The sequence below is a fragment of the Kitasatospora sp. NPDC054795 genome (assembly GCF_053611565.1).
Genome location: NZ_JBSHAP010000089.1, coordinates 1 through 20,428 on the forward strand (window position 1 = coordinate 1; position 20,428 = coordinate 20,428).

General features: G+C 74.6%; 19 protein-coding genes. 18 read left to right on the top strand and 1 reads right to left on the bottom strand.

What is annotated here, in order from left to right; genetic code table 11:
- Positions 1-174 precede the first annotated feature (174 nt).
- From ACWGJO_RS27910 to ACWGJO_RS27950, 9 genes are all read left to right on the top strand, one after another.
- On the top strand, positions 175-615 hold the full coding sequence (locus ACWGJO_RS27910; RefSeq protein WP_359903353.1) for an SRPBCC family protein: 441 nt from the start codon (positions 175-177) through the stop codon (positions 613-615).
- 330 nt (positions 616-945) lie between these two features.
- Entirely contained in the window at positions 946-2,100 is a 1,155-nt protein-coding gene (locus tag ACWGJO_RS27915) for a glycosyltransferase (RefSeq protein ID WP_452187882.1), read from the top strand.
- A 396-nt stretch (positions 2,101-2,496) separates the two neighbouring features.
- Positions 2,497-4,020, top strand: a complete 1,524-nt coding sequence (locus ACWGJO_RS27920) for a sugar transferase (protein ID WP_452187884.1) — start codon at positions 2,497-2,499, stop codon at positions 4,018-4,020.
- Between the two features lie 6 nt (positions 4,021-4,026).
- Entirely contained in the window at positions 4,027-5,373 is a 1,347-nt protein-coding gene (locus ACWGJO_RS27925) for an O-antigen ligase family protein (RefSeq protein ID WP_452187885.1), read from the top strand.
- Positions 5,370-7,109: a lipid II flippase MurJ gene (locus ACWGJO_RS27930; protein WP_452187887.1), complete on the top strand. Its 1,740-nt coding sequence runs from the start codon at positions 5,370-5,372 to the stop codon at positions 7,107-7,109. The genes ACWGJO_RS27925 and ACWGJO_RS27930 overlap by 4 nt, the downstream gene beginning before the upstream one ends.
- Positions 7,099-7,950: a polysaccharide deacetylase family protein gene (locus tag ACWGJO_RS27935; RefSeq protein ID WP_452187889.1), complete on the top strand. Its 852-nt coding sequence runs from the start codon at positions 7,099-7,101 to the stop codon at positions 7,948-7,950. Before ACWGJO_RS27930 ends, ACWGJO_RS27935 begins: the two co-directional genes overlap by 11 nt.
- A complete protein-coding gene (locus ACWGJO_RS27940; protein WP_452187891.1) occupies positions 7,947-9,062 on the top strand; it encodes a glycosyltransferase in 1,116 nt (371 codons plus the stop codon). The genes ACWGJO_RS27935 and ACWGJO_RS27940 overlap by 4 nt, the downstream gene beginning before the upstream one ends.
- Before the next feature lie 49 nt (positions 9,063-9,111).
- A complete protein-coding gene (locus ACWGJO_RS27945) occupies positions 9,112-10,179 on the top strand; it encodes a Wzz/FepE/Etk N-terminal domain-containing protein (protein ID WP_452187893.1) in 1,068 nt (355 codons plus the stop codon).
- Positions 10,176-11,336: a GNAT family N-acetyltransferase gene (locus ACWGJO_RS27950; protein WP_452187895.1), complete on the top strand. Its 1,161-nt coding sequence runs from the start codon at positions 10,176-10,178 to the stop codon at positions 11,334-11,336. The genes ACWGJO_RS27945 and ACWGJO_RS27950 overlap by 4 nt, the downstream gene beginning before the upstream one ends.
- Positions 11,337-11,340: 4 nt before the next feature.
- Here the strand turns inward: ACWGJO_RS27950 and ACWGJO_RS27955 are convergent, their stop codons facing one another.
- Entirely contained in the window at positions 11,341-12,594 is a 1,254-nt protein-coding gene (locus ACWGJO_RS27955; RefSeq protein WP_452187897.1) for a glycoside hydrolase family 26 protein, read from the bottom strand.
- 369 nt (positions 12,595-12,963) lie between these two features.
- Here ACWGJO_RS27955 and ACWGJO_RS27960 point away from each other — a divergent pair, with 369 nt between their 5' ends.
- The 9 genes from ACWGJO_RS27960 (at position 12,964) to ACWGJO_RS28000 (ending at position 20,416) form a co-directional block, all read left to right on the top strand.
- Positions 12,964-14,028 (top strand): hypothetical protein, encoded by a 1,065-nt coding sequence (locus ACWGJO_RS27960; RefSeq protein WP_452187899.1) that lies wholly within the window; start codon positions 12,964-12,966, stop codon positions 14,026-14,028.
- 257 nt (positions 14,029-14,285) lie between these two features.
- Entirely contained in the window at positions 14,286-15,884 is a 1,599-nt protein-coding gene (locus tag ACWGJO_RS27965) for an ABC-F family ATP-binding cassette domain-containing protein (RefSeq protein WP_452187901.1), read from the top strand.
- A 327-nt stretch (positions 15,885-16,211) separates the two neighbouring features.
- Positions 16,212-16,445, top strand: a complete 234-nt coding sequence (locus ACWGJO_RS27970; RefSeq protein WP_030059940.1) for a helix-turn-helix domain-containing protein — start codon at positions 16,212-16,214, stop codon at positions 16,443-16,445.
- Between the two features lie 327 nt (positions 16,446-16,772).
- On the top strand, positions 16,773-17,579 hold the full coding sequence (locus ACWGJO_RS27975; RefSeq protein ID WP_387685842.1) for an enoyl-CoA hydratase/isomerase family protein: 807 nt from the start codon (positions 16,773-16,775) through the stop codon (positions 17,577-17,579).
- 293 nt (positions 17,580-17,872) lie between these two features.
- On the top strand, positions 17,873-18,361 hold the full coding sequence (locus ACWGJO_RS27980) for an Asp23/Gls24 family envelope stress response protein (RefSeq protein ID WP_452187936.1): 489 nt from the start codon (positions 17,873-17,875) through the stop codon (positions 18,359-18,361).
- A gap of 63 nt (positions 18,362-18,424) precedes the next feature.
- The gene (locus tag ACWGJO_RS27985; RefSeq protein ID WP_359903317.1) at positions 18,425-18,616 is read left to right on the top strand and encodes a hypothetical protein; all 192 of its coding nucleotides are present in this window, start codon (positions 18,425-18,427) and stop codon (positions 18,614-18,616) included.
- Between the two features lie 170 nt (positions 18,617-18,786).
- Complete coding sequence (locus ACWGJO_RS27990) at positions 18,787-19,065, top strand: hypothetical protein (protein WP_452187904.1); 279 nt, start codon at positions 18,787-18,789, stop codon at positions 19,063-19,065.
- Positions 19,062-19,763, top strand: coding sequence for a DUF6286 domain-containing protein (locus tag ACWGJO_RS27995; RefSeq protein ID WP_452187906.1), 702 nt, complete (start codon positions 19,062-19,064; stop codon positions 19,761-19,763). The genes ACWGJO_RS27990 and ACWGJO_RS27995 overlap by 4 nt, the downstream gene beginning before the upstream one ends.
- On the top strand, positions 19,760-20,416 hold the full coding sequence (locus ACWGJO_RS28000) for an alkaline shock response membrane anchor protein AmaP (protein ID WP_452187908.1): 657 nt from the start codon (positions 19,760-19,762) through the stop codon (positions 20,414-20,416). The genes ACWGJO_RS27995 and ACWGJO_RS28000 overlap by 4 nt, the downstream gene beginning before the upstream one ends.
- The last annotated feature ends 12 nt before the right edge of the window (positions 20,417-20,428 follow it).

Here is a 20,428-nt window from a genome sequence, read left to right on the forward strand (position 1 = left end):
CGAGCGCAAGCACCGGCCCCGGGGAGATCAACTGTGTTCGAGTCATCCGAAGCCCTGCGGAGATCAACTTGACCCCTCGACTGCGTGAGGTGTCTATCCCGCCGCGTCGCGGGCGTGAGCCTGTGATTGGCTTGCCGGACAGAGCGGTTCCCACCGGATGAGGAGAGCAAGGTCATGGGACAGGTGCAGGCCACCACCGAGCGGGTCTACGACGCGGCCCCCGAGCGGGTGTACGAGGCGCTGGCCGACTACCAGGTGACCCGCCCGAAGCTGCTGCCCGCGCAGTACAGCGAGTACGAGGTGCGGGTCGGCGGCACCGGCGCCGGCACCCAGGTGCACTGGCGGCTCCAGGCCACCGAGAAGCGGGTGCGCGACTGCCTCTTCACCGTCTCCGCGCCCGAGCCCGACCAGCTGGTGGAGAAGGACGCCAACTCCAGCATGGTGATCACCTGGACGGTCTCGGCCGTCGGCGAGGGCCGCTCCAAGGTCACCGTGACCGCCACCTGGCAGGGCGCGACCGGCATCGGCGGCTTCTTCGAGCGCACCTTCGCCCCGAAGGGCCTCAACCGGATCCACGACCAGGTGCTGGCCAACCTGGCCGCCGAGGTCCGCTGAGCCCTGAGCCCTGAGCCCTGAGCCCTGAGCCCTGGGCGCTGGGCCCTGAGCCCTGAGCCCTGGTCCCGCTCAGGGACAGCCGGGTCCTTCCGGCGGTCCACTGGGACCTCCCGAGAACCACCGCGGCCGCCGCGGCCGTCGGGGCCCCGCCGGAATCGCCAACCGCGCGATTCGCGCGCGTGGATCCATCGAAGCGCTCGAATCGCCTGCCGATTCGAGCGCTTCGGTCTCCCGTACGAGCCGAAAGCCGTACGGGTGGCCGAACCGCCACCTGCGGGTGACGAGGGCCGCCCGGAACCGGCGAGCCACCCTAGGCTCGCCGCCGTGCATATGACGATCCTTCACATTTCACAACCGGTGGACGGCGGGGTCGCCCGCGTCGTCGCCGATCTGGTCAGGGGTCAGCGGGAGGCCGGCCACCGGGTCATGGTCGCCTGCCCGCGCGGCGGGCGGCTGGCCGGGGAGGCCGCTGCGGTGGGCGCGCTGGTCCAGGACTGGCCCGCGCGGCGCTCGCCCGGGCCGGGCACCCCCGTCGAGGCCTGGCGGCTGCGCCGGATCGTCCGGGCGGCGGCGCCCGACGTGGTCCACCTGCACAGCGCCAAGGCCGGGCTGGCGGGCCGGCTCGCGGTGCGCGGCACGGTGCCGACCGTCTTCCAGCCGCACGCCTGGTCGTTCGCCGCCGTCGACGGTGCGCTGGGCGCCGCCACCCTGCGCTGGGAGCGGTTCGCGACCCGCTGGGCGCACCGGGTGCTGTGCGTCAGCGTCCAGGAGCGGGCCGACGGCGTGGCGGCGGGGGTGCACGCCGACTGGGCGGTGGTGCCCAACGGCGTGGACCTGCGCCACTACGCGCCCGCCGACCGCCGCGCCGCCCGGATCGCGCTCGGTCTGGACCTGGACGCCCCGCTCGCGGTGTGCGTCGGGCGGCTGTGCCGGCAGAAGGGCCAGGACGTGCTGCTGGCCGCCTGGCCGGAGGTGCTGCGCCGGGTGCCGCGGGCCCGGCTGGCGCTGGTCGGCGGCGGGCCGGAGGAGCAGCGGGTGGCGGAGCTGGTCCGGCAGACCGCCGAGCCCGCCCGGATCCGGCTGGTCGGGGACGTGCCGGATCCGCGCCCGTGGCTGGCGGCGGCCGATCTGGTGGTGCTGCCCTCGCGCTGGGAGGGGATGGCGCTGGCCCCGCTGGAGGCGATGGCGGCCGCCCGTCCGGTGCTGCTGACCGATGTGCCCGGTGCCCGGGAGTGCCTGCCGCCGTCCGAGCTCGCGCAGGCGGTGGTCCCGCCCGAGGACGCGCGGGCCCTTGCCACCCGAATGGGGGACGCGCTGACCGATTCGATCGAATGCGAGCGACGCGGTGCCCGGTTGCGCGACCACGTGATCGGTCGGCACGACGTGCGCACCGTGGTCGAACAGGTGGACGTTCTCTACCGTCACCTGCTGGGTGCGGGACCGGCGTCGGGGCGGCGCCGGGCCCGTGTCCCGGAGCGGATCTGATCGTTTCACATGCCGTGAATGCCCGCCGTTTCCGGTGTTGTCGTATTCGCACCCTCGATTGGATGCGGAGGCCAGGCATTAAATCCGAAATACCTATTAATGGGCGGCTGGAATGAATCGGCAAGTCAACTTCCGCTCCGTACCGCCCGGTTCTGTATTGTCGGATTTTGCCTGCTTCGTTCAGATTTCATGCCGCGAATTCACGGCTGAGCTCCGTGCGACCGACTCCTTCGTGACCGGTTCCTTCGCAATCGGCCCCGCCACCGGACATCCGGAAGCCGCCAGCGGCAGCAGGCGCTGTCAGGACCGCGCCCACCGGGCCGGGACGGCAGCCCCGCGCCAGCCGGTGCCGGGGCACCGTCACCCCGGGCACACAGCAGGGGAGATCGTGCGCTGATGACCATTGACCACGACAGTGTGCCGCGCTCGGGAGGGCCCCTCTCCGGTCCCCGCCGGCCCGGTACCGGGCTGCTCGACCGGCCGGCGGGAGCGGCGCGCCCTGGGGTGGTCACGTCGCCGCGCCGGCCCCGCGGGGCGGTCCGCTCCCGGCTGGCCCTGTCGCTCGCCCTGGTCCAGGCCGACATCATCGCGCTGTGCTCCGCCGGCGGCATCGCCAACCACGCCGTCGACCCCGCCGCCCCGCTCGACCCCCTTCTCGGCGTCCCCGCCGTCCTGCCCCTGCTGCTCCTGCTCAACCTGGCCGGCGGCCTCTACCGCTCCCGGCTCACCCTCTCCGTCCTGGACGAACTGCCCGCCCTCACCGCCCGGGCCGTGGTCGCCACCGCCTTCGCCGTCACCCTGTCCGGCTGCCTCGACGGCCGCTGGCCCGACTGCGGCCCGGCCGGCCCCGCCCGGCTCACCGTCCTGCTCGGCGCCCAGCTGCTGATCGCCGCCGTCGGCCGCGCCGTCCTCTACCACCTGGTCCGGCGGATCCGCCGCAGCCGCCCCAGCCCCGTCCTGGTGCTCGGCGCCGGCCGGCTCGGCCGCCGGGTCGCCACCGCCCTGCGCGAGCACGGCGAGTACGGGATGCGCCCGGTCGGCTTCCTCGACGCCGACCCCCCGCTGCTGCCCGGCGGCACCGACCTGCCCGTCCTCGGCGGCCGCGAGGCACTGGAGCGCGAAGTGCGCCGGCACGGCGTCCAGCACGTGGTCGCCACCGCCGGCGCCGCCGACGAGGCCGAGACCGCCGCCACCCTGCGCGACGCCGCCCGGCTCGGCTGCCAGGTCTGGCTGGTGCCCGCGCTGCGCGAGTACGGCTCGCTGCCCGCCACCCCGGTCACCGGCGGCGACCACCTGTGGGGCTTCCCCTGTCTGCGGGTCGGCCGTCCCGCGCGGCGCCGCCCCGGCTGGGCCGTCAAGCGCGCCCTGGACGTCACCGCCGCCACCGTCGGCCTGCTGCTGCTCGCCCCCGTCCTGGTGCTCTGCGCGCTCGCCGTCCGCTTCGACACCGGCCCCGGCGTGCTCTTCCGCCAGCAGCGCACCGGCCTGGACGGCAGGGTCTTCACCGTCCTCAAGTTCCGTACCCTGCGCCCGAGCAACGAGCACGAGTCCGCCACCCGCTGGAACATCTCCCAGGACCACCGGATGGGCACCGTCGGCCGGCTGCTGCGCAAGAGCTCGCTGGACGAGCTGCCCCAGCTGTGGAACGTCCTGCGCGGCGACATGAGCCTGGTCGGCCCGCGTCCCGAACGGCCCTACTTCGTCATGAGGTTCGGCCAGGCCTACCCCGAGTACGCCGACCGCCACCGGGTCCCGGTCGGCCTCACCGGCCTGGCCCAGGTCAACGGTCTGCGCGGGGACACCTCCATCGAGGACCGGGCCCGCTTCGACAACCGCTACATCGAGAGCTGGAGCCTCTGGCAGGACGTCAAGATCCTGTGCCGCACCGCGACCCTGATGCTCCACCCGGACGGGAGCTGACCCCGCGTGGCCCTGACCCTCCCCGCCCTCCACCGCCCGGTCTTACGCGGGGCCCTGCCCGCGCTCGCACAGCGCACCAGCCCGCTGGCCGCCGCCACCGTCCTGCTGGTCTGCGTGCCCACCGGGCAGAAGGACGTCGCCGCCGCCGTCCACATCACCGCCGCCGACCTCGCCTCGCTGGCCCTGGTCGCCCTCACCGCGCTCGACCTGCTGCGCGGACGCCTTCCCGCGATCAGCCGCACCGCCTGCGCCCTGTTCGGCGCGGTCGTGGTCGCCGCCGCCGTCGCCACCGTCGGCTCGATCGACCCCGCCGCGAGCGCCACCGGCTTCGTCCGCCTCACCCAGGTGTTCGTCCTGGTCCCCGCCGCCGTCCTCTGCTCCCTGCGCGACCGCACCGACCAGCGCCTGGTCCTCGGCTCCTTCGTGCTCGCCGCACTGATCCAGGGCGTGGTCGGTGCCAAGCAGTACCTCACCCACACCGGCGCCTCCTACACCGGCCAGCCGATCCGGGCCGTCGGGACCTTCGGCGCCCTCGACATCATGGCGATGTCCAGCGTGGTCAGCTACGGGCTGCTCGCCGCCCTCGCGCTCGGCCTCGCCGAGCGCGGCCCCGACGGCAACGCCCGGCTGCGCCGCGCGATGTTCGCTGCCGCCGCCTTCCTCGCCTTCCCGCTGGCCGTCTCCTTCAGCCGCGGCAGCTGGATCGCCACCGGCCTCGCCGCCACCGTGCTGCTGCTGCGCGTCGACGCCCGGCTGCTGGTGCGTGCCGCGGTCCTCGGTCTGGCCGCCGCGGTCGTCCTGGTCGGCGGCCTCGGCCTCGGCGGCTCCGGCGTCACCAAGCGGCTCAGCTCGATCGGCTCCGTCTCCGCCGCCCCCGACCAGTCCGTCTCCGACCGGTACGACCTCTGGTCCACCGCCGGACGGATCTGGCAGGACCACCCCGTGCACGGCGCCGGACCCAAGGCCTTCCAGCAACTGCGCGACAGCCACGCCCCGCTGCGGCTGTCCTCCGGCAGCGACGCCGCCGACGCCACCATCGGCTTCCAGCGCGAACCGCTGCTCTCCCCGCACAACATGTACCTCCTGGTGCTGAGCGAGCAGGGCCTGATCGGCGTCACCGCCTACGCCGCGCTCTTCCTCGCCCTGCTGACCGGCTGCCTGCGCCACCGCCACGGCCCCGGGCTCGCCGCACTCGCCCTGCTCACCTGGGTGCTGGTCGACTTCCTGTACGCGGACATCGGCGGCGCCACCACCGTGCTGACCTCCGTCGTCCTCGGCCTCGCCGCCCGCGCGGCCGCCCACCGACCCGAACGTCCCGCCACCGGCCCGGTGGCCACCGGAGCGGCCCGGTGACCACCGACCCGCCCGCCGCCGTCGTCCCCTCCCTCCCGGCCCCCCGCGGCGCCACCGGCGAGGACCCGCCCGCCGAGCCCCTCCCGGCCCCCCGGCGCGGCTTCCTCGCCAAGGCCTTCGGCATCACCGCCGTCCTCAGCGCCGCCGGCTCCGGCCTCGGCCTGCTGCGCGACCTCCTGCTGGCCCGCTACTTCGGCGCCAACCAGGGCACCGACGCCTTCCTGGTCGCCTGGACCGTCCCCGAGACCGCCGCACCGCTGCTGATCGAGGACGCCATGTCCTTCCTCATGGTGCCCGCCTTCGCCCTCGCCCTGGTGCTGCGCGAGGAGGACCCGGACGCCCCCGACCCGGTCCGCCAGCTGGTCCGCGCCACCCTGCCCTGGCTGCTGATCGCGCTCGGCGGCCTCGCCCTGGCCGTCGTCCTGGGCGCCCCGGAACTGGTCGACCTGCTCGCCCCCGGCCTCACCGACCCCGCCCTGGCCGTCACCTGCACCCGGATCACCGCGATCACCGTGCTGCCCTTCGGCGTGGCCGGCTACCTGGCCGCCGCGCTGCGCGCCCACCACCGCTTCCCCGCCCCGGCCGGCATCTACGTCGCCTACAACCTCGGCATCCTCGCCGTCCTGCTCTGCCTCCACGCCTACCTCGGGGTGCGCTCCGCCGCCCTCGGCGTCGCGGCCGGCAGCCTGCTGATGGCCGGTCTGCTGGTCGGCCCCTTCCTGCGCCGGCTGCGCCAGGGCCCGCCCGACACCGGCCGCGGCCGCCGCTCGCGCCGGGCCCTGGTGCTGATGCCGCTGGCCCTGCTGCCGGTGGCCGCCTTCACCCTCACCCGCCAGTCCCAGGTCTTCGTCGAGCGCTACCTCGGCTCGGCGCTGCCGCCCGGCACCATCTCGCACCTCAACTACGCCGCCAAGGTCTCCCAGCTCGCCATGACGGCGGGTCTCCTGATCTGCACCGTCACCTTCCCGCTGGTCGCCCGGGCGCTCGCCGCCGGGGACCTCACCGCCGCTCGCGAGCGGGTGGAGAAGGACCTCGGCCAGGCGGCGGCCGTCGTCCTGCTCGGCACCGCCTTCCTGATGGCCTGCGCCCCCTCGGTGGTCTCGCTGCTGTTCGAACGCGGCGCCTTCGGCCCGCACGACACCGCCGCCACCGCCGACGTCATCCGGGTGTACAGCTTCGGCCTGCCCGCCCAGGCGCTGACCGGCGTGATGATCCGCCCCTACTTCTCGCTGCGCCCGGTGGTCCGCCGGGCCGACGACCCGGGCAGCGAGGACGGCCGCCGCCGACTGCTGGACTGGTACCCGGCCGCCGCGATGGTGCTCGGCCTCGGCGTCACCGTCGCCACCGGCCTGCTCGCCACGCCCCGCTTCGGCGCCCTGGGGCTGGCCGCCGGCAACGCGGCCGGCATCACCGCCACCGCCGCCCTGCTGCTGCACGGCCTGGTGCTGCGCGGCATCCCGCTGCGGCTGCGCCGGGTGCTCGGCGGCCACGGCCGGCTGGTGGCCGCCGCCGCCGGGGCCGCCGTGCTCGGCGCCGCCGTCGCCGGACCGACCGCCGACCCCCTGCTCTCGACCCTCCTCGGGGGCCTCACCGTCGTGCTGGCCTTCGCGGCCCTCGGCACCGGGCTCGGCGCCCGCGAGGTGCGCGGCCCGGTCCTCGCCGCCGCCCGGGCGCTCGGGCCCGTCCGGAACCCGCCAACCGCCGCCGAAGAAGGGAAGCGTCCCGATGGACAATGAACGGGGCACCGTCCGTTCGGCCCGGGCGAGCGTCAGCGGCGCACCGCCGCAGCGGGCACGACTGCCCAGGAGCCGCCACCCGGTCGGTGAACCGCCGATCCCCGGCTCCGCCTCGCCGTGGATCCTGATGTACCACTCGGTGGCGGTCGAGACGGAGGACCCCTACCGGCTCACCGTCAGCCCCGAGCGGTTCGCCGAACAGATCGCCTGGCTGCACCGGCGCGGCCGGCGCGGCGTCTCCGTCCGCGAGCTGATGCGGGCCCGCGCCCTCGGCCGGGACGACAGGCTGGTCGGCCTCACCTTCGACGACGGCTACGCCGACTTCGCCCGGTACGCGGTGCCGATCCTCCGGGCGTACGGCTTCACCGCCACCGCGTACGTGGTCGCCGACCTGCTCGGCCGGGACAACGACTGGGACACCGACGGCCCGCGCAAGAAGCTGCTCACCGTCCAGGAGGTCACCGAACTCGCCGCCGCGGGCTGGGAGATCGGCTCGCACGGCCTCGGCCACCGGCCGCTGCCGGGCCTGCCCGCCGAGGCCCTCGCCGTCCAGGCCCGGGAGAGCCGGCGCCTGCTGGAGGAGGCCGTCGGCGGCCCGGTCACCGGGTTCTGCTACCCGTACGGCGCCGTCGACCTGCCCGCCGCCCTGGCGGTGCGCGACGCCGGGTACGACCACGCCTGCGCCATCGCGCACTCCCCGCTCACCGGCCGCTTCGCCCTGCCCCGCTGCTACGTCGGCGACCGCGACGGCGCCTGGCGGCTGCGGGCCAAGCAGGGCCGGCACCGGCTGCGCGACGCCGTCACCGGGCTGCGCCACGACCGCCGGGAGGCGCGGCCATGAGGGTGCTGCACATCGTCACCGGACTCGCCGCGGGCGGCGCGGAGCGCCAGCTCCACCTGCTGCTGCGGCACCTGCCGGCGCACCAGCAGTGCGAGGTGCTCGCCCTGACCAACCCGGGGGCGGTCGCCGCCGCGCTGCGCTCCGACGGCGTCACCGTCCACCACCTCGGCATGCGCGGCAACCGGGACCTCGGCGCGCTGCCCCGGCTGGTCCGGCTGGTCCGGGCCGGCCGCTACGACCTGGTGCACACCCACCTCTACCGGGCGCAGCTGTACGGCCGGCTGGCCGCCCGGCTGGCCGGGGTGCGCGCGGTGGTCTCCACCGAGCACTCGCTGCACGCCGGGGTGATCGAGGGCCGCCCGGTCACCCGGGGCGTCAAGGGCCTCTACCTGGCGGCCGAACGGCTCGGCAGCACCACCGTCGCGGTCTCCCGGCAGGTCGCCCAGACACTGCGTTCCTGGGGCGTCCCGCCGGCCCGGATCGAGCTGATCCCGAACGGCATCGACACCTCCCGCTACCGCCTCCCGCCCGCCGAGCGGGCCGCCGCCCGCCGTCGGGTGCGGGCCGAAATCGGTCTGCCGCAGGGGAGTTGGGCGGTCGGCGGGGTGGGCCGGCTGGTGCCCGGCAAGCGCTTCGAGGTGCTGGTCGAGGCGCTCCCCGGACTCGACCCGGCCACCCGGCTGGTGCTGGTCGGCGAGGGCCCGGAACGCGCCGCGCTGGAGCGCCGGGCCGAGGAACTCGGCGTGCGGGAGCGACTGGTGCTCACCGGCGAGCGCGACGACGTGCCCGAACTGCTGGCCGCCCTGGACGTGCTGGCCGCCCCCTCCAACGCGGAGACCTTCGGCCTCGGCGTCCTGGAGGGCCTCGCGGCCGGACTGCCGGTGCGCCACAGCGCCTGCCCGGCGCTCGACGAACTGCCGCCCAGCGCCGCCCCGCAGGCCCGCCGCATCCCCTCCGAGCCGGCCGCCTACACCGCCGCGCTGCGCGACCTGCGGCCGCTCAGCGGGCACATCGCCGACCCGCTGCCGCACCCCCCGGCCGTCGGCCACTACGACATCGCCCGGGTCGCCGCCGACCTGGGCGCCCTCTACGACCGGCTGGCCCGCGTCTGACCGCCCGCCACCGCCGGAACCGCCGTACCAGACCCAAGGAGCAAGACCCATGACCACACCGCGCCGAAGCGCCCGTCGCCTGGTCCGCCGCTGGTGGCCGGTGGTGCTGGCGGTACCGCTGGGCGCCGCGGCCGGCGCCGGGTACGCCGTCGTCTCGCCGCCGTCGTACGCCGCCAACGCCTACGTCCTCGTGGTCGCGCAGAACCCCGGGGAAGCCGCGATCGCGACCAACTTCGCCCAGGCGTACGGCCGGCTGGCCGGTCAGCCGCAGGTGCTCGCGGTCGCGGCCGCGGAGACCGGCCGCACCCGGTCCGAGCTGGAGTCCCTGGTGCACGGGACGACCTCGCCGGACGCCCCGATGATCGAGCTCACCGGCACCGGGCGGCTCCCCCAGGAGGCCGCCCGGACCGCCGACGCGGTGGCCCGCTCGCTGGTCGCCTTCGCCAACACCAGCAGCAAGGACACCAACGTCCGGCTGGTGACGCTGTCCCCGGCCGCCGCGCCGGACAGGCCGACCACGCCCTCCGGGAAGCTGGACGTCGCGGTCGGCGGCGCGGCCGGGCTGCTGCTGGGCGCCCTGGTGATGATGAACCGCCGCCGGGGCGGCGCGGGGACGCCGGAGGCCGCCGGGAGTGCCGAGATGCCGCGGGTCCTGCGGGCCGCGCGGGCATCGCAGGCGGCGCAGGCCGCGCAGGCCGCACAGGGATCGGAGGGATCGGAGGGATCGGAGGCCTCCGCCGCCTCCGCGCCGTTGGCGGTCCCGACGACGCCGCGCCCGCGCCGCGAGGAGCCGGCCAAGGCCAGGACCGAGTCCGGTGGCGACTCCGCGCCCGCGCCCGCGCCCGGCGCCGAGGCCGAAGGGGCGAAGGCCGGGAGCGTGAGGACCGCGAGCGTGAAGGCCGAGAGCGTGAAGAAGGGGAGTGCGAAGGCCGAGAAGAAGCCCGTCGGGAAGCCCGCCAGGAAGCCCGGCGCCGGGCCCGCGGTGGCGGAGCAGCCCCCGGCCGAGGACCGGACCCTCGCGGCGGAGGAACAGCCCTCCGCCGTCGAGGAGCAGGCCCCCGCCGTCGAGGACCGGCCCGCCACCCAGGCCAAGGCGCCGGCCGGGAGCGCACGATGAGCACCGAAACCCGCAGAAGCAGCCTGCCCGCCCAGGCGACGGCGCCGACCTGGACCACCGAGCTCCACGGCGAGGACGACGCCCTGGACCTCTTCGCCGAGGAGTGGGACGACCTGGCCGGCCGCTGCCGGACCGCGACCTTCTTCCAGGCCGCCGACTGGCAGCGCTCCTGGTGGCGCCACTACGGCCGCCCCGGCAGCCTGCTCGTGGTGCTGGTCCGCCGGGACGGCCGACTGGTCGGCGCGGGCGCCTTCGTGCGCCGCGGCGGACCGTTCGGCGGCCTGACCGGCCTCGGCGGCGGACTGGTCGACTACACCGACGTCCTGCTCGACGACGAGTGCGCCGACCGGGCCGCCGCCGAGTTCGCCGCCGCGCTCCCGCTCACCCGCCCCTGGCACTGGCTGGAACTGCGCGAGGTGCACCCCGAGGCGGCGGTGCAGCGGGTGTACGCGCACTGGCGCGGCAGTCGCCGCCGCTACCGGGACTCGCTCTGCCAGTACCTGCCGGCCGTCCCGATGGACCGGCTGCTCAAGCGGGTGCCAGGCAAGACCGCCCAGCGCAGCCGGGTGAAGCTCCGCAAGATCGCCGAGGCCGGGGTGACGGTCCGCTCCACCCCGGCGGCCGAGGTGCCGCAGGCACTGGACGGGCTGCTGCGGCTGCACTTCCTGCAGTGGCAGGCGCGCGGCGTCACGCCCGAGCACCGCACCGAGCGGTTCGCCAGGCACCTGACCGAGTCCACCACCGGACTGGTCGCCTCCGGCAGGGCCACCGTCCACCAGTTCCACCTGGACGGCCAGCTGGTCGCGGTGAACCTGCTCCTGCTCTGCCCGTCCTTCGGCGGCCTGTACATGTACGGGGCGCACCCGGTGCTGCGCGAGCGGCTGGACATCGCCGGGCTGCTGTTCAGCGCGGCGCTGGACGAGACGGTCGGCGCGGGCGTTCCACTGCTCGGGCTGCTGCGCGGCCAGGAGCCGTACAAGCAGCGCTGGCGGCCGGACCAGCTGTCCAACCACCGGCTGCTGCTCGGCCCGGCGGGGGCGGCGCCGGCGGCGGCCGTCCGCGCCGGGGCGGTGCGGGCCCGGCAGGCGGCGGCGCACCAGCTGCGCACCCGCTTCCCCCGGCTCAAGGAAGCGCTGCTGGCCCGCCGCCGCAGCTGAGCGCTCAGTGCCGGGCGTGCGGCGCGCCCGTCGGCCGGCCCGTCGACTTGCCCTTCGCGGGACGGGCCGACGGGCCCGCTGTCCTGCTCGGTGCGGTGCCGCCCCCGGGCACGGCGGGCGCGGCCGGCACGGCGGGCGGGTCCGGCGGGCTGGGCGGGCCCTGCGCCGGGGGCACGTCCGTCGCCGCCGGGGCGACCGGCGGGGCCGGTGCCTCCGCCGGCGCCCCCTTCGAACCGGCCATCAGCTGTTTGAACGTGGCCGCCGAGCGCGGATTGCGCTCGCACTGGAAGAAGCCGTGCGGACAGTAGTCGGTGACGGTCTGGTAGGCGGTGTCGTGGGTGCGGATCCAGTCGACCATCCGCTGCACGAACTCGGGGTTGTCGCCGTTGCGGAACAGCCCCCACTCCGGGTACGAGACCGGCTTGCCGCGCTTGGCGGCGAACTCCACCTGGTCCTGGAGGCCGTACGGCTCGCGCACGTAGTCGTCGAAGGTGCCGCCCGCCGGCTGGTCGTAGTTGTCCATGCCGATGATGTCGACCACGTCGTCACCGGGGTAGCACTTGGTCCACGGGACGGCGTCCAGGCCCCGGCTGGGGGCGAAGTCGAAGCGGAACCGCTGCCCGGGCACCGAGCGCATCACCCCGACGATCCGCCGCCAGTACGTCTTCCACGCGGCCGGGTCGGGCTTGCAGCGGTGGGTGTAGGTGGTGCCGTTCATCTCCCAGCCGAGCGTGAGCACGGTGTCCGCGCCGCCCAGCGCGACCAGCCGGCGCGCGAGCTTGAGGAAGTGCCCGTCGAAGTCCCCGCGCGCCCCCTGGGCCAGCAGGTCGGCGACCTCGCCGTCCGGCACCTTCGCCTCGCTGGGCACCAGCATCGGCACCCCGAGCACCAGCAGCCGGGACGGATCGGCCTGCCGCCACTGCGACCACAGACCGAGCACCATCGGCTCGCCCTCGATGTCGCTCCAGCCGTTGCCCGCCAGATAGGTGTGGCCGACCTGCATGTTCGCGTTGCCCAGCCACTGCGCGTACCGGCCGATCTGCGGGATGTAGTCGTCCCAGGAACCGACGAAGGCACCGAACGGCGGCTCGTGGTTCGGCCGCTGGACCGGCGGGCGGGGGGCCGCGCCGCGGGGCTCGACGGCCCCCGAGGAGAGGGCGTGCCGTTCGGTCTGGCTGAACGGCGTCCCGGCCGGGACGCTGGCCGTGGCCATCAGCAGCAGGGTGGCGGCGGCCAGCGTCAGGCGGCCGATTCGCATGGTGCTCTCCTCCGGACGTCGCGTGGGCGGGGCGCACGGTCTCGGCGTGGACGGACCGTGGCGCCCCGCTCGCCGACAGTAGGCCCGAAGGGGGACGAAAAAGCCGAATGTCACCCTAAAGTGGGCGCCGATCGAACGCCGTCTGCCACAAAGACCGGCGACCCGCGGTCATGTATCAGCTTGGTAACGGTCCTGTCGGGCCCCCGAGGCCCGCTCCGCAACGCCCGGCGCGGCGGCCGGAACCCCGACGGCGCAGGTGGGCGGGTGGACGTGCGGGAAGGGCGCGCGGGGCCGGGCGGACGCCCGGCGGGACACGGCGGCGGCGGAACCGGGCTGACTCGCGTGCCCGGTGAAAGGTACGCTCCGGCCGTGTCCTGGAAGCCGCTGCGTGTACTGACCCCCCGCTCGATCCTGCCTGCCTCGGCGGTGATGCTGGTCCTTGCGGCCGGAGCGGCGGCGCACGCGAACAAGCCGGTGCCGTTCGGCGACCGGGTCGCGGGACCGGGCGACGCCGGGGCTACACCGGTGAACTCCGAGTCGCTCAGCTCGGCCGACCTCGACCTGCGGGTGGGCCCCGGCCTGGAGGCCTTCCACAAGCGGACCGGCGAGCAGGCCTGGTCCTACCGCCGCGAGGGCGCCGAGGCGCTCTACCTGGCGATGGCCGGCGACAACGCGATCGTGGTCTGGGACGACGGCATGGTCACCTCGGTGCGCCCCGGCGACCACGAGGTGCGCTGGCACCGTGCGGTGCCGGGCCTGGCCGACTGGCTGCACGGCGACGGCGAGCCCGGCGCCGACAAGCGGACCGACGCCCAGCGCAAGGCGCTCGCCAAGCAGCGGGCCGCGGCCGCGCTGCACACCGTCCAGCGGGACGGCTCGCCCTGGCTGGCCCTGGTCACCCCGAACCTGACCATGGGCCTGCGCGACGCCGACGGCGACCTGCGCTACAACGACAAGCCCTCCGGCAGCTGCGTCTACGACCCGCTGCGCGCCGTCCACACCGACTACGCCGTGCTCATCCCGCGCACCTGCACCAACAGCAGTGGGCAGGCCGTCTCCGGCGGCATCACCGGCTACCGGCTGGACAGCAACGGCTGGGCGATGAACGCCGGTCCGACCGCCACGGTCAAGGTGCTGGACCGCAGCCGGGTGGAGATCACCGACGGCCCGATCGTCCCGCCCAAGGTGTTCGACACCAAGGCGGCCGCGCCCGAGACGGCCTGCGGCAGCGTGGACGCGCCGTTCGCGGCGGTCCGTCCGCAGGGCGGCTGCGCGGCGGACCCGGCGGCGAACCCGGCCGTGGGCGACCCGGCGGCGAACCCGGCCGTGGGCGACCCGGCGGCGAACCCGGCCGTGGGCGACCCGGCGCCCACCGGTACCGCGCCGGACGCCCCGGCGCCCGCGGGGGACCGGTCGGGCGCGCAGCCGCAGTAACGGGGACGACCCGCGGACGACGGCCTTCAGCCCCGGAACGGGCGGGCGGCAGGCCGCCGGATACCCCGGGCCGGTACGCCTCCGAGGGTGACACGGGGCCCGGTAGACTTGCCGCCATGGCTATTTTCTCCGGGCAATAGCGGGCGGCGGCGCCAGGAGGGCCGCGCCGACCGCCGATGAAGTCCCCCTCACGCCAACCCGGCCCCGGGTCAGTCCTGCCCGGCCGCCCGCCCACGTCCCAGGAGCAGCTCCCAGCCATGATTTCCGCCAACGCCCTCGAACTGCGTGCCGGTGCCCGGATCCTGATCGAGTCCGCGAACTTCAAGGTCGCCGCCGGCGACCGGATCGGTCTGGTCGGCCGCAACGGCGCCGGCAAGACCACGCTCACCAAGGTGCTGGCGGGCGAGGGCCTGCCCGCCGCCGGTACCGTCACCCGTTCGGGCGAGGTCGGCTACCTCCCGCAGGACCCGCGCACCGGTGACCTGGAGGTCCTCGCCAAGGACCGCATCCTCTCGGCCCGCGGCCTCGACACCGTGCTGAAGAAGATGCGCGAGAACGAGGAGCGGATGGCCAACGGCAAGGGCGCCACCCGGGACAACGCGATGAAGAAGTACGCCCGGCTGGAGACCGAGTTCCTCACCAAGGGCGGGTACGCCGCCGAGGCCGAGGCCGCCACCATCGCCGCCGCGCTGGGCCTGCCGGACCGCATCCTCGGCCAGCCCCTGCACACCCTCTCCGGCGGTCAGCGCCGCCGGGTCGAGCTGGCCCGGATCCTCTTCTCGGACTCCGACGTGCTGCTCCTCGACGAGCCCACCAACCACCTGGACGCGGACTCGATCGTCTGGCTGCGGGACTTCCTGAAGACCTACAAGGGCGGCTTCATCGTCATCTCGCACGACGTCGACCTGGTCGAGACGGTCGTCAACAAGGTCTTCTACCTGGACGCCAACCGCTCCTGCATCGACGTCTACAACATGGGCTGGAAGCAGTACCAGCAGCAGCGCGAGGACGACGAGAAGCGCCGCAAGCGCGAGCGGGCCAACGCCGAGAAGAAGGCCGCGACCCTCAACGCCCAGGCCGACAAGATGCGGGCCAAGGCGACCAAGACGGTGGCCGCGCAGAACATGGCCCGCCGCGCCGACAAGCTGCTCTCCGGTCTGGAGCAGGTCCGGGTGAACGACAAGGTCGCCAAGCTGCGCTTCCCGGAGCCGGCCCCCTGCGGCAAGACCCCGCTGACCGCCAGCGGCCTGTCCAAGTCCTACGGCTCGCTGGAGATCTTCACCGACGTCGACCTGGCGATCGACCGCGGTTCCCGGGTCGTCGTGCTGGGCTTCAACGGCGCCGGCAAGACCACCCTGCTGCGGATGCTGGCCGGAGTGGAGCAGCCGGACACCGGCGAGGTGATCCCGGGCCACGGCCTGAAGATCGGCTACTACGCCCAGGAGCACGAGACGCTCGACCCGGAGCGCAGCGTGCTGGAGAACATGCGCTCGGCCGCGCCCGACACCGACCTGGTGCAGATCCGCAAGATCCTCGGTTCCTTCCTGTTCTCCGGCGACGACGTCGACAAGCCGGCCGGGGTGCTCTCCGGCGGCGAGAAGACCCGTCTGGCGCTGGCCACCCTGGTGGTCTCCTCCGCCAACGTGCTGCTGCTCGACGAGCCCACCAACAACCTCGACCCGGCCAGCCGCGAGGAGATCCTGGGCGCGCTGCGCGAGTTCTCCGGCGCGGTCGTGCTGGTCACCCACGACGAGGGCGCGGTCGAGGCGCTCGACCCGGAGCGGATCATCCTGCTGCCGGACGGCGTGGAGGACCTCTGGAACCCGTCCTACGCCGATCTGGTCTCCTTGGCCTGACCAGAAGTAGACGCGAGATCCGCTTTTCGGATGAGAATATCTAGTCCTTTCGGCGTGTCCGGGAATGAAGTAGACCCGGATTCCGTTTAAGGACTTTCCGTCGGCCCGCCACTCGATCGTGGTCGGGCCGACGTTGCTGATCAGCTCTTTCTTGGCGAACGGCCGGATCCGCCAGGGGGCGTGCACTCTGCGTGAGCGCCCTGATGCGCTCGGATCACCACCGAAGGACCACGCATTTCCGACATCGACCTTGTCGAATGGGTGGCCAGGACGCGGTGGATGGGTGATCATGGGAATCTGACCGAGCAACGCTACGAGGAGGCACGGGTGGCCGAGACTCTGAAAAAGGGCAGCCGGGTGACCGGTGCCGCGCGTGAGAAGCTCGCGGCCGATCTCAAGAAGAAGTACGACTCCGGGGCGAGCATTCGCGCTCTCGCGGAGGAGACCGGTCGTTCGTACGGCTTTGTGCACCGGATGCTGAGCGAGTCCGGAGTGATCCTCCGGGGCCGCGGCGGTGCCACGCGGGGCAAGAACAAGGCGACTGCCGGGGCCGGTTCCTGACGGTTCGTCAGCCAGTGGCTGGATGACGCGGCGGCAGGGTGCCGGCCGAGGAGACGACAGCTGACCGTCAGCTGGGCGTCCGCCCTCGAGCCGTGCGAGCCGGCCGCCGATCGTCATGTCCGGGGTGAGGTCCTTCCCCCATTCTTCAATACCGTTCATTTCCCTTTCGCTCTTCGCCGAGCCGAGCCTCGCCTCGCATTCGCGCCTCGCGGGGCGTTGTGGAGTGCCGCAGGCCCCGTCGATCTCTCCGGGCCGGAGCCCCTGCCCAGGCGCGTCCAGTTTTGTTACTCTCCGGTAGCCAAGTCCCTCGCCACCGGAGGTCCCCGCATGACCGCTCCCGCCATCGACCCGCAGGCCCCGAGCTGGGAGCGGGACGGCGTCCGCCTGGAGATCGAGGGCGAACTCGCCGTCGTCACCCTGTGCCGACCCAAGCGGCGCAACGCCCAGTCGCCCGCGCTCTGGCGCGCCCTCACCGACGCCGGCCGCGAGCTGCCCGGCAGCGTCCGGGTGGTGCTGCTGCGGGCGGAGGGGGTCTCCTTCTCCGCCGGGCTGGACCGGGCCATGTTCACCCCCGAGGGCATCCCGGGCGAGCCCACCTTCCTCCAGCTCGCCGCCTCCACCGACCGGGAGCTGGACGACGCCATCGCCTCGTACCAGGAGGCCTTCACCTGGTGGCGCCGTCCGGACCTGATCTCCATCGCGGCGGTCCAGGGCCACGCCGTCGGCGCGGGCTTTCAGCTGGCCCTCGGCTGCGACCTGCGGGTGGTCGCTGAGGACGTCCAGTTCGCGATGAAGGAGACCTCGCTGGGCCTCGTTCCGGACCTGGCCGGCACCAAGCCGCTCACCGAGCTCGTCGGCTACGCGCGGGCACTGGAGATCTGCGCGACCGGCCGCTGGGTGGGTGCCGAGGAGGCCGCCGCGATCGGGCTGGCCAACCTCGCCGTGTCGGGCGAGGACCTGGAGGCGGCCGCCCGCGACCTCGCGGCGGCCCTGCTGGCCGCTCCGCGCGGGGCGGTGATCGAGACCAAGGCCCTGCTGCAGGGGGCCGCCGGGCGCTCCTTCGACGAGCAGCGTTCGGCCGAACGGGCGGCGCAGGCCCGTCGGCTGCGGGAGCTCGCCGGGATCGGCGACTGACCGCACGGCGACGACGCAGGGCCCGGCCCCGGGGGACTTCCCCGGGGCCGGGCCCTTTTCTCCTGTGCGGGTCTTTCGCGCGGATCTCCCGGGTGGGTCTCCTGGGTGGGTCTCCCGGTGAGCCTCCCGCGTGGGGGGCGGAATCTCTCGCGCAGGGGCGGGCGCCGGGGTGGGCTGCCGACGCTCGGGGGGCGGGAACCGTGGCGAAATGCCAGAGTTGGGGAGGTTTGCGATATAGCTGGTGACGTACGACGGGAGAAGCGCCCATGCCTGACACTCCGACGCCCGCGACCATGCACAAGCACACCGGTGGTGGCAGCGCCCCGACCTCCGGTCCGCCGGGTGCCGGCGGCGGTGCCAAGCCGGTGGGGGAGCGCGGCCGTACCGCGCTCGCCGTCGGCGTGGTGGAGAAGATCGCCGGTATGGCGGCCCGCGAGGTCGCCGGAATCCACGCGCTCGGGTCCGGCCTCGCCCGTACCTTCGGCGCGATGCGGGACCGGGTGCCCGGCGGCAAGCCCAGCGTCGGGCGGGGCATCAAGGCCGAGGTCGGCGAGAAGCAGACCGCGATCGACATCGCCCTGGTGGTCGAGTACGGCGTGGTCATTCCCGAACTCGCCCGCCAGGTGCGGGAGAATATCGTCAACGCGGTCGAACGGATGACCGGTCTGGAGGTCGTCGAGGTCAACATCGCGGTCAACGACGTCCACCTCCCGGACGAACCGGAGTTCGAGGAGGAAGAGGAACCGGTGGCGCCGTCCGGGCAGCGGCCGAAGCTCAAGTAGCGCGTTCGGCGGCAGGCCGGGGCGTCGGGCCCGACGGAGTAGCGGGAAACGAGGGAGTAGCGGATGAACCTGGCCATCGTCGGCCTCGTGGTGGGCATGGCCCTCGGCTTCGCCGGGTACTTCGGCGGGTTCGCGGCCTTCCTGCTGGTGGCTGTGCTCGGGTTGGTCGGCTTTGTGATCGGACGCCTGCTGGAGGGCGACATCGAGCTGGGCGACCTCGGGGACCTGCTCCGCGGCCGGGACCGGCGCCGCTGATGACGGGCCCCGTGTCGGTTCCGGTCGTGGTCTCCCGTTCCGGGTCGGGCTCGGGGCCCGGTCACGGTTCGGGTTCGGGTTCGGGTTCTGTTGCGGGCTCGGGCTCGGGGTCGGCTTCGGGGGCCGGGTCCGCGCCGGGTCGTCGGGGACGGCTTCGGATCGCCGACCGGGTGTACGCCGGGATCGCGGCTCGGGCCGCCCGGGAGGTGCTGGCCGAGGCCTGGCCCGCCGGGCGGGCGAAGGGGGCGCCGCCGCACGTCTCGGTGACCGTACCGGGGAGCACGGTGCGGGTCCGGGTGGCTCTTGAGCTGCCGTTCCCCTCGGACGTCGCGACGCTGGCCGGGGCGGTGCGGGCGCGGATCGCCGAGCGGGTGGCGGGGCTGACCGGGGTCAGGGTCTCGGAAGTGGTCGTCGTGGTCGAGAAGTTCATGACGGGGGGCGCTTCGTGAGCGCGCAGGCCCCTGAGGCGGAGGGGGCGCAGGGGGCGGAGGCGGTGCAGGGGGCGGCACCGGAGCTTCGGGCGGACAAGGTGGGACGGCTGCGGGCGCCCCGTACGGCTGCGGCCGCGTTGGTGGCGACGGCGGTGCTGGTGGTGGCGGCGGCGCTGCTGTACGACGTGATCGCGGTGCGGGTCGGGCAGCCGGCCCGGCGGTGGCGGGCGCAGATCGCGGACGAGCTGGCGACGCGGCACCTCGACGACCTGGCGGTCCTGGTGGGGGCCGGAGCGGCGACCCTGCTCGGCGGGTGGTTGCTGTGGCTGGCCTTCGCGCCCGGATTGCGGCGCTGGCTCGTACTGCGGCCGTACGGGGGGACGAACGCGGCCATCGACCGGGCCGGGGTCGGGCACCTGCTGACGGACCGGGCGGCCGGACTGGACGGGATCGACCACCTGAGGATCCGGGTCGGGCGGCGGCGGATCCGGATCTCGTTGGCGGGGACGGCGGAGCCGGCGTTGGTGCAGCGGCAGTTGCGGGACGAGCTGGGACGGGTGGGGCTGGGACGGCCGATGCGGCTGGACGTGCGGGCGGCGCGCGGGACCGCGCGTGTGGTGGGGGAGGAACCGGGCGGGGAGTCGGACCCGGGTGCCGGTGACCCCGGTGCCGGTACGGGGGCCGGGACGGCCGGTGGTGCGGGGGTGGCGGGGTGAGGCGAACGGTCGTCAACCGGGTGTTGCTGGGGGTGGTGGGGGCGGTGCTACTGGGGGTCGGGGTGCTGGTGCTGGCGGGCGGGCTCGACCTGTACTGGAGGCTGGGCGTGCATCCACCGCACTGGTGGCCGCTCACCTCGCCCGACCAGCCGGTGGTCGGCGCGCGCTCGCGGGGGCAGTGGGTGGCGTCGGCGTGGTGGTGGCCGACGGTGATCGGCGGACTGACCGTGCTGGTGGCGGGGATGGTGTGGTGGCTGGTGGCGCAGCTGAGGCGCACGGGGCTGTCGAGCATCGAGGTGCCGACGCCGGGGGCGGGCGGGCTTCGACTGCGGGTCGGTGCGCGGGCGCTGGAGGAGGCGTTGGAGAACCGGACGGTGGTGCTGCCGCAGGTCGAGCGGGCCACGGTGCGGTTGGTGCGGGCGCCGAGGCATCCGCGGCTGCGCGGTGCGGTGCGGTTGCGGCCGGGCGGGGATCCGGCCGCGCTGGTGGAGCACTTCGAGGACGGGCCTCGGGCGGATGCCTGCGGGAGCCTGCGGCTGGCGGCGCTGCCGGCCGATCTGCGGATCAGGGTCCTGCAGGCGGCCCCCGCCGAGCCGCGGCACGGGTGGGGCCGGCGGGGGCGGCGGGGGCGGAGCCGGTCGCGGGTGGAGTAGTCCAGGAACGGT

Excerpts from the sequence above, each read along its gene's own strand:
- ACWGJO_RS27910 (WP_359903353.1), top strand. The coding sequence starts at position 175 with ATGGGACAGGTGCAGGCCACCACCGAGCGGGTCTACGACGCGGCCCCC.
- ACWGJO_RS27915 (WP_452187882.1), top strand. The coding sequence starts at position 946 with ATGACGATCCTTCACATTTCACAACCGGTGGACGGCGGGGTCGCCCGC.
- ACWGJO_RS27920 (WP_452187884.1), top strand. The coding sequence starts at position 2,497 with ATGACCATTGACCACGACAGTGTGCCGCGCTCGGGAGGGCCCCTCTCC.
- ACWGJO_RS27935 (WP_452187889.1), top strand. The coding sequence starts at position 7,099 with ATGGACAATGAACGGGGCACCGTCCGTTCGGCCCGGGCGAGCGTCAGC.
- ACWGJO_RS27940 (WP_452187891.1), top strand. The coding sequence starts at position 7,947 with ATGAGGGTGCTGCACATCGTCACCGGACTCGCCGCGGGCGGCGCGGAG.
- ACWGJO_RS27945 (WP_452187893.1), top strand. The coding sequence starts at position 9,112 with ATGACCACACCGCGCCGAAGCGCCCGTCGCCTGGTCCGCCGCTGGTGG.
- ACWGJO_RS27950 (WP_452187895.1), top strand. The coding sequence starts at position 10,176 with ATGAGCACCGAAACCCGCAGAAGCAGCCTGCCCGCCCAGGCGACGGCG.
- ACWGJO_RS27955 (WP_452187897.1), bottom strand. The coding sequence starts at position 12,594 with ATGCGAATCGGCCGCCTGACGCTGGCCGCCGCCACCCTGCTGCTGATG.
- ACWGJO_RS27965 (WP_452187901.1), top strand. The coding sequence starts at position 14,286 with ATGATTTCCGCCAACGCCCTCGAACTGCGTGCCGGTGCCCGGATCCTG.
- ACWGJO_RS27975 (WP_387685842.1), top strand. The coding sequence starts at position 16,773 with ATGACCGCTCCCGCCATCGACCCGCAGGCCCCGAGCTGGGAGCGGGAC.
- ACWGJO_RS27980 (WP_452187936.1), top strand. The coding sequence starts at position 17,873 with ATGCACAAGCACACCGGTGGTGGCAGCGCCCCGACCTCCGGTCCGCCG.
- ACWGJO_RS27985 (WP_359903317.1), top strand. The coding sequence starts at position 18,425 with ATGAACCTGGCCATCGTCGGCCTCGTGGTGGGCATGGCCCTCGGCTTC.